The 14,537-nt window shown below is 61.8% G+C and carries 11 protein-coding genes; 10 read left to right on the top strand and 1 reads right to left on the bottom strand.

What is annotated here, in order from left to right:
• Positions 1-24 precede the first annotated feature (24 nt).
• From F8A90_RS14510 to F8A90_RS14490, 5 genes are all read left to right on the top strand, one after another.
• Positions 25-2,199, top strand: coding sequence for a type I secretion system permease/ATPase (locus F8A90_RS14510; protein ID WP_233593348.1), 2,175 nt, complete (start codon positions 25-27; stop codon positions 2,197-2,199).
• Positions 2,192-3,574: an HlyD family type I secretion periplasmic adaptor subunit gene (locus F8A90_RS14505; RefSeq protein WP_054555704.1), complete on the top strand. Its 1,383-nt coding sequence runs from the start codon at positions 2,192-2,194 to the stop codon at positions 3,572-3,574. The genes F8A90_RS14510 and F8A90_RS14505 overlap by 8 nt, the downstream gene beginning before the upstream one ends.
• 33 nt (positions 3,575-3,607) lie before the next feature.
• Complete coding sequence (locus tag F8A90_RS14500; RefSeq protein WP_200017613.1) at positions 3,608-4,915, top strand: TolC family outer membrane protein; 1,308 nt, start codon at positions 3,608-3,610, stop codon at positions 4,913-4,915.
• A 66-nt stretch (positions 4,916-4,981) separates the two neighbouring features.
• Positions 4,982-6,931, top strand: a complete 1,950-nt coding sequence (locus F8A90_RS14495) for a bifunctional diguanylate cyclase/phosphodiesterase (RefSeq protein ID WP_166020035.1) — start codon at positions 4,982-4,984, stop codon at positions 6,929-6,931.
• Positions 6,932-6,953: 22 nt separating this feature from the next.
• Entirely contained in the window at positions 6,954-7,622 is a 669-nt protein-coding gene (locus tag F8A90_RS14490; protein ID WP_200017611.1) for a transglutaminase-like cysteine peptidase, read from the top strand.
• Between the two features lie 185 nt (positions 7,623-7,807).
• Here the strand turns inward: F8A90_RS14490 and F8A90_RS14485 are convergent, their stop codons facing one another.
• A complete protein-coding gene (locus tag F8A90_RS14485) occupies positions 7,808-8,221 on the bottom strand; it encodes a DUF7079 family protein (protein ID WP_166020033.1) in 414 nt (137 codons plus the stop codon).
• A gap of 350 nt (positions 8,222-8,571) precedes the next feature.
• On the opposite strand from F8A90_RS14485, the gene fabV reads away from it, so the two are divergent.
• The 5 genes from fabV (at position 8,572) to astA (ending at position 14,444) form a co-directional block, all read left to right on the top strand.
• The gene (fabV, locus tag F8A90_RS14480; RefSeq protein WP_166020032.1) at positions 8,572-9,774 is read left to right on the top strand and encodes an enoyl-ACP reductase FabV; all 1,203 of its coding nucleotides are present in this window, start codon (positions 8,572-8,574) and stop codon (positions 9,772-9,774) included.
• Positions 9,775-9,949: 175 nt separating this feature from the next.
• Positions 9,950-10,951, top strand: coding sequence for a GlxA family transcriptional regulator (locus tag F8A90_RS14475; RefSeq protein WP_200017609.1), 1,002 nt, complete (start codon positions 9,950-9,952; stop codon positions 10,949-10,951).
• Positions 10,952-11,107: 156 nt separating this feature from the next.
• Positions 11,108-12,328: an aspartate aminotransferase family protein gene (locus F8A90_RS14470; protein WP_200017607.1), complete on the top strand. Its 1,221-nt coding sequence runs from the start codon at positions 11,108-11,110 to the stop codon at positions 12,326-12,328.
• 23 nt (positions 12,329-12,351) lie between these two features.
• Positions 12,352-13,413: an arginine N-succinyltransferase gene (locus F8A90_RS14465; RefSeq protein ID WP_200020059.1), complete on the top strand. Its 1,062-nt coding sequence runs from the start codon at positions 12,352-12,354 to the stop codon at positions 13,411-13,413.
• Positions 13,413-14,444 (top strand): arginine N-succinyltransferase, encoded by a 1,032-nt coding sequence (gene astA, locus F8A90_RS14460; protein ID WP_200017605.1) that lies wholly within the window; start codon positions 13,413-13,415, stop codon positions 14,442-14,444. Before F8A90_RS14465 ends, astA begins: the two co-directional genes overlap by 1 nt.
• Positions 14,445-14,537 lie beyond the last annotated feature (93 nt).

The following is a 14,537-nucleotide window of genomic DNA, read 5'->3' as shown; positions in this document are numbered from 1 at the left end:
AAGTGCCCTACTAAGGAGGACAGGTTGAGCGATCAACCCACGCCATTAAGACCGGAGCCTGTTGGCGAGAGGGAGGGCGACCCCCTTCTCAATGCGCTGGTCTTCATGGCGCGTTACCACGGCAATCCCAGATCTGCAGCAGTGCTGGTCGATGGTCTTCCCATGGAGGAAGGCCGACTTCCCCTGGCGCTTGTCAGTCGTGCCGCGGCACGTGCCAATCTGAGTGCCAAACTGGTCAACCAGCAGATCACGGCCATCAGCGACATGTTGATGCCGTGCATTCTCATACTCAAGGAAGAGCGTGCTGTCGTCTTGCTGGAGGTCGACAACGACGCAGGCAAGGCCAGGATTCATCAGCCTGAGGCCGATGGCGATGAACTGGTGGACATCGAATCACTGGCTGAGCGTCATGATGGGCGTGTCGTCTATCTCAAGCAGGAGCACCGCTTTGATGAACGCGCCCCGGAAACGCTCAAGCAGAGCGATGGTCATTGGTTCTGGTCGACGCTGAAGCTGTCGCGGCCGATCTACCGTGACGTGATCCTGGCGTCGATATTGATCAACCTGTTCGCCGTGGCATCACCACTGTTCGTGATGAATGCCTATGACAAGGTCGTGCCTAACCTGGCCTTCAACACGCTGTGGGTCCTGGCGACGGGTATGGCGATCATCATGGTGTTTGACTTCGTGATGCGCCAGACACGCGCCTACTTCATGGACACGGCGGGCAAGAAGTCCGAGGTACTGCTGACCTCGAAGCTCTTCTCCAAGACCATGAACCTGCGGATGGAAGCGCGTCCCGGCTCCGTCGGTGGCTATGTGAAGCACCTGCAGGAGTTCGATTCGATCCGCGAGTTCTTTACCTCCGCGACCTTGACCACTCTGGTCGATCTGCCGTTTGCCCTGCTGTTCCTGCTGGTGATCTGGATCGTGGCTGGACCATTGGTTCTGGTGCCATTCGCCGCGCTCGTGATCCTGCTTGTCTACAGTCTGGCGATCCAGAAACCGCTGCGCAGCAGTATCGAGCAGGGTTCGCGCCTGGCGACGGAGCGCAATGCGCGCCTCGTCGAAGCAGTCTCAGGTCTCGAGAGTCTCAAGCTGGCCAATGCTCAGGGTGAAACCCAGCGCCGGTATGAACGCGCCGTCGGGCAGATCGCGCATTGGGGGGTGAAAAGCCGCAATCTGACGACCTCTGTCAGCTCGCTGAGCATGTCGCTGACACAGGCTACCACGGTGGCACTGGTCGTGTTCGGGGTCTATCTGATCGCGGATGCACGCCTGTCTGTCGGTGGCTTGATCGCCGCGGTCATGCTGTCCGGGCGTGCATTGCAGCCGCTGGGGCAGTTGGCGTTGCTGATCACGCGCATCGGCCAGACTCGCAGTGCGATGAGTGCGCTTGAGCAGATCATGGCATTGCCGGAAGAGTCGGAAGATCGTCGTTACGTTCACCGCGAGCACCTGCAGATGCGTATCGAATTCGATCGCGTCGGCTTTGCCTATGCGCCGAATACGCCGCCTGCCGTATCGGATATCTCACTGACCATCAATCCAGGTGAGAGGATCGCGATCATCGGGCGTATCGGTGCTGGCAAGAGTACCTTGCAGCGTCTTGTCTCTGGCCTGTATCGCGCCACGGCGGGCAGCGTTCGCATTGATGGGCTGGATCTCAATCAACTGCACCCCGCCGACGTACGTCGGCATATCGGCCATGCGGGCCAGGACAGTTCACTGTTCTTCGGCTCCATTCGCGACAACATCACTCTTGGCCAACCACACGCCAGTGATGTACAGATCGATCTCGCAGCTGATGCCTCCGGCGTGACCGAATTCACTCGTCATCATCCCGAAGGTCTGGACCGTCAGGTCGGTGAAGGCGGACGCATGCTCTCCAGCGGTCAGCGTCAGACAGTCTTGCTGGCACGCGCACTCTTGATGCGTCCCCCGCTCTTGCTGCTCGATGAGCCTGGTTCGCACATGGATAATCGCGCCGAGCTGCGGCTGCGCAGAATGCTCAAGTCCCTGCCGCGCAGTCAGACGCTGGTGCTGGTCACCCACAAGAGCAGCATGCTCGACGTGGTAGACCGCGTCATCGTCATGGAAGGAGGGCGCATCGTCGCCGATGGGCCCAAGCAGCAGGTGCTGAGCGCCTTGAATGAAGGCCGAGTCGCCGGGCGCAAGCAGGAGGTGAATCGTGGCTAAGGCACCGATTGAGCAGCGTGACCTTCACCATCTCGACGATGTCAGCTCGGCCGTGTTGCTGGCGACTCCCTGGAAGTCGCGCATCCTGATCTGGATGGTGCTCGCATTCGTGGTCATCTTCATCATCTGGGCCAGCCAGGCGAGTCTGGAGGTCGTCACGCGTGGCTCGGGCAAGGTCGTGCCCTCGACGCACCTGCAGGTCGTGCAGAACCTGGAAGGCGGTATCGTGCGCGAGATCTATATCAAGGAAGGTCAGGTTGTCTCGCCCGGGGAGCCACTGCTGCGCATCGATGACACCAGTGCAGGTTCCGATCTGCGCGAGCGTGTCTCGACCCTCGATGGCCTGCAGGCCACCATCATGCAGTACGACACCGAACTTGATTCCATCGAGGTCAACGCCTCCGCGGATGCCTGGAAGGATCAGGTGAGCGTGAAGAATATCGAGTTGCCCTTCGACGAAGAATTCAAGGCGCGCAGTCCCGCTCTGGTATCGCGTGCGATGACCGCATATCGCACACATCTGAATCAGCTCAACAGTGGCCTCAATGGCGCGCGTGAACAGATTCTGCAGAAGGAGCAGGAATTGCGTGAGTTGAGATCGCGCATCAACAGTCTCGAGCGCAGCTATCAACTGTCGCGTCGCGAGCTCGGCATGACGGCCCCGCTGGTGCGTGAAGGCGTGGTCTCTCAGGTGGACCTTCTCAAGATCCAGCGTGAGGTCAACGACCTGCGTGGTGATCTTGAGTCGGCGCGCCTGGCCGTGCCGGGCAAGCAATCGGAGCTGGATGAGGCCATCTCGAACCGGGTCGGCGTCGCGCAGGAATTTCGCTCGCGTGCCGCGGAAGAGCTCGCCAAGACCCAGGCGGATCTGGGTCGCTTGCGTGAGGGGCGCACCAGTCTTCAGGACCGACTCGATCGTACTTTGGTGACCTCTCCGGTTCAGGGCGCCATCAAGACGCTGAATATCAATACCATAGGCGGCGTCATCGAGCCCGGGGAAGACCTGATGGAGATCGTTCCCATCGAGGATCAGCTGCTGGTTCAGGCGCGAGTCGCTCCCAAGGACATCGGCTTCCTGAGAATCGGACAGCCGGCCGTCGTCAAGTTATCTGCCTACGACTTCACCATCTACGGTGGGTTGGAAGGCAAGGTCGATCAGATCAGTGCGGATACTGTGCAGGATGAAGAAGGCAACAGTTTCTACGAGATCAAGGTGCTGACGGAGCAGAACCACCTTGGAAGTGACTCGGATCCGCTCACGATCATCCCGGGTATGCAGGCCAGCGTCGATGTGATCACTGGCAATCAGACCGTACTGCAATATTTGATGAAGCCGATTCTGCGCGCCAGGCAAGGTGCCTTGCGTGAACGTTGATCAAGGATTTGATGGATTCGAGGGTAACTCATAATGAAAAAGACACTCTTGGCGTTGAGCATCGCCGCAGGGATGGGGTTTGGCGTTCAGGCTTCGGCTGCGACTCTTGAAGAGGCCGTATCCCGAGCGGTAATGGAAAACCCGCGCACGCGCATTCAGGTTTCACGCCACATCCAGCGACTCGAGGAAGCGGAAACCCAGCGCGGGGCGTATCGCCCGACGGTGGATCTGACCGGCCGCCTGGGTTATGGCAAGTTCGACTCGGAAGATGACGGCGTCAATGATGACGACGACTGGCACGATTACACGCGTCTTGATCTGACCATCCGTCAGCTGCTCTGGGACGGCAACACGACAATCGAGCGCATCCGTCAGGCCGAGACAGAGGCGGACTACCAGCGCCTGCAGGTCGCGGCCGAGGCCAATGACATCGCGCTGGATACGGCCGGTGCCTACCTGCAGGTCATGCGTGATGAGCTGATTCTCAAGTACGCACAAGCCAATCTCGAGGCTCACCGTCGCATCTCGAATGATATCGGGCGGCGTGCGGAATCCGGCCTTGGTGCGCGCAGTGACGTGCGTCAGGTGGATGGTCGTCTGGCCAATGCCGAAGCCAGCGTGCTGTCATCGATCAACAATCTCGAGGACTCCCGCTCTGCCTATCTGCGTCTGGTGGGTGAGATGCCGTCGGACCTCAGCATGCCGGGCATCGACACCAGCCTGCTCAGCGAGGATGTCGAGAGCGCCTATGTACAGGCCAATCAGCGCAACCCGCTGTTGGCGGCAGCGCGGGTCTCCATTGACGCTGCACGTCATGAAGTGAATGCCGAGAAGGGCGATAACTACCCCGAGTTCAGTCTCGAAGGCAATCGCACGCTGGACAATGATTATGATCAGGACGAGAGCAAGTCAGACGACTGGAGCGTCGAACTGGTCATGCGCTACAACCTGTATCGTGGTGGCCGTGATCAATCCGAGATCCGCGGCCGTCAGGCAGCGCTGGAAGCGGTCGAGCACGACAATGATCGCGTGATGCGCGATGTGCGTGACGAGATTCGTCTGGCATGGAATGCCCGCGAGAACCTCAAGCGCCAGATCGATTACCTGGAAAGCTATGTGCGTGCCGCGACCGATACCCGCGAGAGTTATCGTAAGCAATTCGATATTGGGCGCCGCACATTGCTGGACCTTCTGGACAGTGAGAGTGAGTTGTTCACCTCTCAACAGAACCTGATTCGCGCCCGTTTTGATCTGGAAACCGCCAACTATCGTCTGCTGTCGGCGACCGGCGCTCTGCTGGATTCCATGAGTGTTGCCGTCCCCGTCCAACAACAGGGCTAAGCCACCCACGGCGCTTCCGCACACTGGAAGCGCCGTTGCCATGCTGATGGTTGATGAGGAAATCAGATGAGTCTTTCGCGCCGCCTGTTTACCTTGATGTTGCTGGTATTGTTGGGGTTCTCCCTCGGTATCTTCTTCATCCAGGTCAACAACACCCGTGATGCATTGGCCGAACGACAACGCGTCGAACTCTCGAATCTCGCCCAGAGCTTGAGTCTCGCGCTGGTGCCACATGTAGAGCTTGGCGATGCCGCCAGTGCCGAAGCCTTGATGCGTGCCACGGTGGATGGTGGCCATGTGCGCGATGCCAGACTGGAGAGCGTGGCGATCGCGACGCCCATCGCTTTCAATGTCGTGCGTGAGAGTCTGGCACCGGAGTGGTTTCGTGACCTGATCCCCATGCCGGTGGAATCGGCGAGCCGCGAGCTGCCCGGTGGTTGGGCGTCGCTGGGCACGATCAGCCTGACCGGCGAATCTGCCCAGGGCTATGACCAGCTCTGGCAGCTGGCCAAGCGTCTGGCGCTGTGGCTGTTGCTGGGTGGTCTGATCACGCTGCTGATTGCCTCATTGGTCATGCGCCGTCTGCTGCGCCCGCTGGAGCGCCTCTCGTCTCGCCTCAATGAAATGGAGACCCAGCGCTTCGATGCGCCGCTGGAAGAGACCAGGGTGGCGGAGCTCAAGGGCATCACCTCGGCGGTCAATCGTCTTGGTCAGCGCCTGCAGACCCAGTTCGAGGCTCAGGCCGCGCAATTGGCGCGCCTGCAGCGCCAGGCGGAAGAAGACTCGGTATCGGGGCTTGGCAACCGCGGCTATTTGAATCGAGCGGTCGATGAGTGGCTGAGCGAGCCAATGGGTGGCAGCTTCGCGTTGCTGCGCGTGTCGCATATCGAGGTGGTGTATCGCGAGCAGGGCTACAAGGGGCGTGACGCCCTGGTGAAGGCCATTGCGCGCAAGCTGGAAGATCGCGAACTGGCGGGTGAGGCGATCATCGCCGCGCGTCTGTCCAATAGTGATTTCGGCCTGTTGCTGCCGGAAACTGACGAGACTCGACTTCAGGAGTTTCTCACGCTATTGGCGGAGGATATCGATAACCTGTTGGATGCCAATCCGCTGGTGGACATTCCGCCGCAGAACTGTGCCCTTGGCGCCGTTCGGCGTGAGCCGGGCATGCAGCGCACCCAGATGTTTGCCGTTGCAGATGCCACGCTTCGTCAGGCCATCGAGCAAGGGTCGGGCGTGGAACTGGCCCCTGCGGGTGGCCGTGCGCGTCCGCGAGGCGAGTGGCGCGAGATCATCGAAAAGGCTCTGGATTCCCCCAAGGGGCTCGATTTCGTTGCCCAGCCGGTGTTGCTCAATGATGGTGGCGAGCTCCACCGCGAGCTGTTTGCCCGTCTGCGCGATGGTGATGAACTGCATCGTGCGGGTGATTTCCTGCCCGTGATTCGCCATTTCCGCATGGGGGCGCAGTTCGATCTGCGCGCTCTGGAGTGGCTGGCGTCCTATATCGACAGGATCGAAGTGCCCAGGCTGGCGCTCAATCTGACCGAAGAAACCTTCGACGATGAAGCCAGTTATATTGGTCTGCTCAACTGGTTGGCGGCGCATCCGCGCCTGTGCAAGCGTCTGGATATCGAGGTGTCCGAAAGCATTGCCCTCAGGCATCAGGAGCGTATCAAGATGCTGTTCCGGCATGCTCGTCGACTGGGCGCGCGGGGCGGCATCGACCGCTTCGCCCGAGAGCTGAAGGAACTCAGTTATCTGTCGGCGCTGCGGCCTGATTACGTCAAGATCGACCAGGCGTTCTTCAAGCGCGAAGATGTCGACACCGAGCTGTTGCAGAGTCTGTGCATGACGGCGCACCAGGTCGAGTCGCAGGTCATCGTGACCCGCGTCGAGTCCGAGGCGGACCAGGAGCGGGCAATGTCGCTGGGCGCAGATGGCTACCAGGGCTTCGTATCACCGGCAGTCGATGTCATGGCTAGGCCCGCCAATCCAGCAGAAGATATGCCTCGCTAAGTGACATTCAGGGTGCCTCGACATGAATCATCGCCGCTGGTGGGAGGGTCTTGCGGTCGGGGTGCTGCTGGCGTTGTCGCTCGGTGCAGGTCTGGCACAGGCGGTGGATTCCCGCCAGTTCATCCAGATCTACGGGACAGGTGGCTGGAATCGTGTGCAGCAATGGCAGCAATTGTTGCAGCGGCTGGAGGGCGCGCCGGTCAGGCGCCAGTTGAGTGAAGTGAATGATTTCTTCAATCGTCTCAACTTCACCGATGACCTCAGTGTCTGGGGGGCAACCGATTACTGGGCGACGCCGCAGGAGTTTCTGGGTGCCGGGGCCGGTGATTGTGATGACTTCGCCATGGCCAAGTACCTGACCCTGCGCGAGCTTGGCGTACCGGAAGACCGTCTGCGCCTGCACTACGTCAAGGCGCTCAGCCTCAACCAGTTCCACATGGTCGTGACCTATCAGGGTGCCAATACGCGCAATCCTGATGTACTGGACAACTTGAACAGTTCCATCCTGCCGGCCAGTGAACGCACGGACCTGCTGCCTATCTACAGTTTCAATGGTAGTGCGCTGTGGATGAGCAAACGTCTGGATGGGGGCAAGCGCATCAGTGACAGCCAAGGCCTTTCAAGTCTGTCTGATTGGCAGAAGCGCCGTGCACAAGGAGTGCTGAGAGTGCCGCGCCACAAACGGCCATGAGTCCGGCGGCGAAAGCCCCCTCGAGGAATGGCGATTGAGCTCTGCTCTAAGCACTGCTAAGCACTACCTAAGCACTACAGCACGACAAGACACCCCGTGGCCTTCCGGTCGCGGGGTGTCTTGTCATTCGGGCGTTGCTGGTCAGCGCCCTCGTCAGCTGCCCCGTGCAGATGGCGGGGCGCGCGCTAGCGGGGCGTATTGCCGCGCAGGTGCAGAATCTCGAGCAGATTGCCGTAGCGATGGCGGCTCGGCATCGTGGCCAGCCCCGAAAACAGCAGCCAGAACATGCGCCGGCCACGTGTCAGACGATGCGTATGCTGCAGCAGGCGTGACAGCAGCTGGCTGTCATCGAAACCCTTGAAGTTTGGCGTCATGCTGACCTGTTCTCGTACCAGTACCGGCGCCATCTCCAGGCGATAGAGCTTTTCCAGTTCCTGGAAGCTCAGCCCCTGGGCCTCGACGACTTCTGCCATGTGCTGATACTCGGCTTCACGTGGGTCGCGCTCCAGCCACAGTGGAGACAACGCCAGCCAGATGTCCTGTCGGCGCTCGAGCAGGGCGGCCACATCGGGGGCGAGGTGAGCGTTCTGATCGTTCATGAAAACATCCTGGGCAGAGCCTGTCGGACAGTGCGGCTGGCAACCAGCGGCGAATGCAGGACGGCAGTGGAATGGCAGTACGTGAAAAGGTCTACATGATACGGCAGCTGCCGCGGCTGGCTCCAGTGATATGCAGGCAGATGGCGGATCATGACAGCAGGGCGGACAGCGTCGCCGACAGCCGCTAGAATAGCGCCCATGAGCTGGCACTGAGCCTGCTTTACGGGATTCGAACGCCCTATTTCACGATACGCTTCACCACCCAAGGACGGCCATTGCCTGCTGTCAGGGTGAAGCGAGTATCGCATCGGCGGGTACACGCCGGGCCAACAGCAAACGAGGTTCTTTACGTGATCATCAAACCCAAGGTTCGTGGCTTCATCTGCACCACCACACATCCCAAGGGCTGCGAGCAGAATGTCGCCGAGCAGATCGCCATCACCCGCAAGACAGTTGGTGACAAGCGTGACGGTGGTCCGAAGAAGGTGCTGGTGATCGGTTCTTCCAGTGGCTATGGCCTCGCGGCACGCATCACGGCAGCCTTCGGTTATGGCGCGGACACTCTGGGCGTGTTCTTCGAGAAGCCGGGCACCGAGAAGAAGGCTGGTACCGCAGGCTGGTACAACTCTGCCGCCTTCGACAAGTTCGCCAAGCAGGAAGGGCTCTACAGCCAGGCCATCAACGGCGATGCCTTCTCTCACGAGACACGCGCCAAGGCCATCGAGCTGATCAAGGCCAACATGGGCGAAGTCGACCTCGTCGTCTACTCGCTGGCCTCTCCGGTGCGCAAGTTGCCGGACAGCGGTGAAGTGAAGCGCTCCGTGCTCAAGCCGATCGGCGAGACCTACCGTGCGACCGCCATCGACACCAACAAGGACACCATCATCGAAGCGGAGGTCGAGCCGGCCACCGAACAGGAAATCGAAGATACCGTCACCGTGATGGGGGGGCAGGATTGGGAACTGTGGATGCAGGCGCTGGATGAGGCCGGCGTGCTGGCGGAGGGCGCACGCTCCGTCGCCTTCAGCTACATCGGCACCGAGATCACCTGGCCGATCTACTGGCACGGTGCACTGGGTCGCGCCAAGGAAGATCTGGACCGCGCCGCCGGCAGCATCCACGAGAAGCTATCCGCCAAGGGCGGTCGTGCCCACGTGGCCGTGCTCAAGTCCGTGGTCACCCAGGCCAGCGCCGCGATTCCGGTCATGCCGCTCTACATCTCCATGGTCTACAAGATCATGAAGGAGAAGGGCCTGCACGAAGGCACCATCGAGCAGCTCAATCGCTTCTATGCCGAGCGCTTCTACGGCGAAGGCGAGATCGCTACCGACGAGTCCGGCCGTCTGCGTCTCGACGACTGGGAGCTGAAGGACGACGTCCAGCAGGCCTGTCAGGAACTGTGGCCGCAGGTCACCAGCGACAACCTGTTCGACATCACCGACTACGCCAGCTACAAGCAGGAATTCCTGAAGCTGTTCGGCTTCACCCGTGACGACGTCGACTACGATGCTGATGTCGCCACCGACGTCGAATTCGATGTCGTGCAGATGTAAGCACGGATAAAAGCTCTGATGTACGACAACGCCATCCTTCGGGGTGGCGTTGTCGTATGTGGCGGCCTCATCTTGAGCGTCATGCCAGTCCGGGCCAGGCACAAGTGCCAGAGGCATGGCACAATATGGCGGCAGGTTTTCCCCACCCTCACGCGATGGACCTCGACACACACCCATGCCCGTGGATTCATTGGTTTCCCCCCAGGCCCAGCAACGCCAGATCGGCTTCGTGCTGTTGCCCGGCTTCTCGTTGTTGTCCCAGGCCTGTGCGCTGGAGCCGCTGCAGGTGGCCAACCAGCTCGCGGGACAGACACTCTATCGGGCCGTCACCTTCGGGCTGGATGGACGAGGCGTGGCGTCCGCGGCGGGCTTGAATCTGTCACCGGACAGTCTGGTCGCCAGTGATTCGCGCCATCTGGACGCCTTGTTCGTATGCGGTGCTCAGCCGGCGGGCGAGGCGGGCCTGCAGGAGGTGGCCTCGAATCCCGCGCTGCTGGCCTGGCTCAAGCGTCTGGCCGAGCGTGGCGTGATGCTGGGTGGCATCTCCACCGGTACCCGTGAGCTGGCCCGCGCCGGGTTGCTCGATGGTTATCGTGCGACGATTCACTGGCAGCGCGCCGAACCCTTCCGCCGCGACTTCCCGCAGGTCAACGTCTCCCATCAGCTTTATGAGCTGGACCGCGATCGTGTCACCTGCGGCGGTGGTACCGCGGCGATGGACATGATGATGACGCTGATCGCCCAGCAGCATGGCCGCGCGCTGGCCGAGAAGGTCTCCGAGCACTTCGTCTGCGAGCGCATCCGGCTGGCGGACGAGCCACAGCACGTGCCGCTCAAGAACCGTTTCGCCCATGCGCCGCAACCTCTGGTCGAGGCCGTGACCCTGATGGAGGCCAATATCGAGGAGCCACTGTCCACCCACGAGATCGGCGAGCACCTCGGCATCTCGCGGCGTCAGCTGGAGCGACTGTTCAAGAAGCATCTGCAGGCGGTGCCCAGCCGCTACTATCTGGATCTGCGTCTGGCGCGCTCGCGCCAGCTGCTGCGCGAGAGCGATCAGCCGATCGGCGAGATCGCGCTGGCTACCGGCTTTTCCAGCGCCGCTCACTTCTCCACGGCGTTTCGCAACCATTTCGGGCGCAGCCCCCGCGACGAACGTCTCATGCTGCAGGCCTGAGGCGCGTCATTGTCACTGAAAGCCGTCTCCTGACATAAGTCACCGTCCTTTCGCTGAAAGTCTTTGTCATCTCGCCTCCCTATACTCGAGTGTCATGACCCGTGGCTCGCCGATCATCGGCCGGCCACGCCAAGACCCCGCAATGAGGAAGAGACGATGACTCAGCTGACCCGTGCCGATTTCGACCATGCCATGGTGCCCAACTACGCACCCCAGGCTGCCATTCCGGTACGCGGCGAGGGGAGCCGTCTGTGGGATCAGGAAGGTCGTGAGTACATCGACTTCGCCGGCGGCATCGCCGTCACCTCGCTGGGTCACTGCCACCCGGCACTGGTCAAGGCGATCAAGGATCAGGCCGACAAGGTCTGGCACCTGTCCAACGTCTACACCAACGAGCCGGCCCTGGCGCTGGCCAAGGCGCTGACCGAGCGCACCTTCGCCGACAAGGTCTACTTCTGCTCCTCCGGTGGTGAGGCCAACGAAGCCGCGCTCAAGCTGGCACGCCGTTTCGCCCACGACACCCATGGCGAGAAGAAGGACAAGATCATCTCCTTCCGTCAGTCCTTCCATGGCCGCACCTTCTTCACCGTCAGCGTCGGCGGCCAGCCCAAGTACTCCCAGGGCTTCGGACCGATTCCGGGCGGTATCCAGCACGCCGAATTCAACAACCTCGACTCCGTGCGCGAGCTGATGGGCGATGACACCTGCGCGATCATCGTCGAGCCACTGCAGGGCGAGGGCGGCATCATCCCGGGTGAGCAGGCATTCCTGGAAGGCCTGCGTGAACTGTGTGATCAGCACGATGCGCTCTTGATCTTCGATGAAGTCCAGAGCGGTGCCGGGCGTACCGGCCATCTGTACGCCTACCAGCACTTCGGTGTGGTACCGGACATCCTGACCACCGCCAAGGGCATCGGCGGCGGCTTCCCGCTGGGCGCCATGCTGACCACCGATCGCATCGCACCGGCCATGGCCATCGGCACTCACGGTTCCACCTATGGCGGCAACCCGCTGGCGTGTGCCGTGGGTCTGGCGGCGCTCGAGACCATCGACACGCCGGAAGTGCTCGAGGGCGTCGCACACCGCCACGCGTTGCTGCGCAACGGTCTGGAAGGCATCGCCAAGCGTCACGGTGTCTTCAAGGAAGTACGTGGCATGGGACTGTTGATCGGTGCCCAGATGGCCCCGGACTACGCCGGGCGTGCCAAGGACATTCTCAACCTGGCGATGGAAGAAGGCTTGATGGTGCTGATCGCCGGCCCTGACGTGCTGCGTCTGGCGCCGTCGCTGGTGATCAGTGAGGAAGAGATCCAGAGCGGTCTCGACAAGCTCGACCGCGCCGTGGCGAGCTTCATCGCCGCCTCTGCATCTGCATGAGCAGCGCCATGAGCAGTGCCCCGATGCTGGTGGTACGGCCTGCCGAAAGCCGCGATCTGCTCGCCCTCGAGCGGCTCGCGGCCACGGCCACGCCACGCCTGACCAATCTGCCGGCACATCGTGATCGCCTCGAGGAGCGCATTCTGCGCTCCCAGCGCAGCCTGCGTGCCGAGATCGACTTCCCGGGCGACGAGATCTACTGCTTCGTGCTGGAAGATCTCGACAGCGGCGAAGTGGTCGGTACCGCCTCGCTGCGTGCCGAGGCTGGCGCGCGGGAGGCCTACTACACCTATCGTCAGGAAACGCTGATCCACGCCTCGCAGCAGCTCAACGTGCGCCACGAAGTGCAGACGCTGTCGCTGTCGCATGAGGTGTCGGATGCCACGCTGCTGTGTGCGCTGTCGCTGGATGCCCGCTACCGCGAGACGGATGCGGACAGCCTGCTGCGTCGCGCACGTCTGATGTTCATCGCCCAGTACCCGGAACGCTTCGCCAATGAACTGGCGGTGGCCTTCCCGGGCTATCTGGAAACGCGCGACGAGCGTCAGGTCAGCCCGTTCTGGGACAGTGTCGGCCAGCACTTCTTTGATCGTGATTTCAATGAAATCAATCAGATGGCAGGCGTGCGCTCCAAGAGCTTCATCGCCGAGGTCATGCCGCCGTTCCCGCTCTATCTGCCGCTGCTCACCCCCCAGGCGCGTGCCGCCATCGGGCGTGAGAATCCGCGCCATGAGTACGCCATGCAGGAGATGCTCGCCGAAGGCTTCTCGCGCTCGCGCCACGTCGACATCTTCGATGCGGGCCCCTTGCTGCTGGCGGAGTGCGAACGTCTGCACACCTTCAAGCAGTGCGGTTGGCACCCGGTGCGTATCCGTCCGCAGGAAAGCCTGCCGGATGCGGTGCCGGCGATGGTCGCCAACCAGCGGCTTGGCGATTTCCGCTGCGTGCTGGCGCGCTATGCCCTGACGCCGACCGGCCAGCTGATGCTGACGCCGCAACAGGCCGAGGTATTGGGCGTGGAAGAGGGGCGTGCGGTGCTTGCGGTACCGATGCCCTTGCCGGCGGTCGATGAGGGAGAGCTGTAATGCGCATTCGTCCTATCGCTCGACACGATATCGAAGGTCTCAAGGTACTGGCACGGGAAACCGGCGTCGGCTTCACCTCGCTGCCGGACAATCATGAGTTTCTCAGTGCCAAGATAGAGCGCACCCTGGCGGCCTTTGAGGGCCGGGAGCCCAGCGACGATCGCCTGTACTTCTTCGTGCTCGAGGATGATCGCGACGGCAGCATCGCGGGCTGCTGCGCCATCGAGGCCTGCGTAGGTACCGATGCACCGTTCTATCACTATCGCCTCGGGTCGCTGGCGCATTCCTCGGTGCAGCTCGATCTGCATCGCACCCTGGATACGCTGACGCTGTGTTCTGACCATACCGGCGATGCCGAGGTCTGCTCGCTGTTCCTGCGTGAGGGCTGGCGCAAGGACCGCAATGGTGCGCTGCTCTCCAAGGTGCGCTGGCTGTTCATGGCCCAGTTCCGCGCGGCCTTCCCCGACAAGGTGCTGGCCGAGATGCGCGGTGTCTTCACGCCCGAAGGGCGCAGCCCGTTCTGGGAGTGTCTGGGCAGCCACTTCTTCCCGATGGACTTCAATGAGGCCGACCGTCTCACCGGCATGGGCCAGAAGAGCTTCATCGGCGAGCTGATGCCCAAGTTCCCGATCTATACGCCGTTTCTCTCCGAGTCTGCGCGGGCTGCCATCGGTCAGGTGCATGAGCACACCCGCCCGGCGGTGGCGATGCTCAAGAAGGAAGGGCTGCGCTGGGAAGGCTATGTCGACATCTTTGATGGCGGCCCGACGGTCGAGGCCTATATCGATGATGTGCGCGCCGTGCGTGACAGCCAGCTGGCGAGTGTCGAGGTGATCGCCTCTGATGCCCCGGCCTGCGAGCGTCCCGCCGTGATGGCTGCCACCACCGGCATGGCGGACTTCCGTGCCAGCTGGATCAGCCACGACGTCACCCGGGACGCCGCCGGCGCCTGCCATGTCCGCCTTCACCGTGATGAGGCCGAACGCCTCGGCGTCACCGGCGGCGACACGCTGCGCGTGCTGGCCGGCTGAAGCGTCCGCCACGGGCATCTGCTTCTTCGCGCCATCTCGCAGGCGAATCGCCTTGCGTTCTTTTGCCATCAGCGGGGCAGATCGCCAACTGCC

It is taken from the genome of Cobetia sp. cqz5-12 (genome assembly GCF_016495405.1).
Lineage (GTDB): Bacteria > Pseudomonadota > Gammaproteobacteria > Pseudomonadales > Halomonadaceae > Cobetia.
The sequence above is the reverse complement of the archived record's forward strand: the minus strand, read 5'-3'. Positions and strand labels throughout refer to the sequence as shown.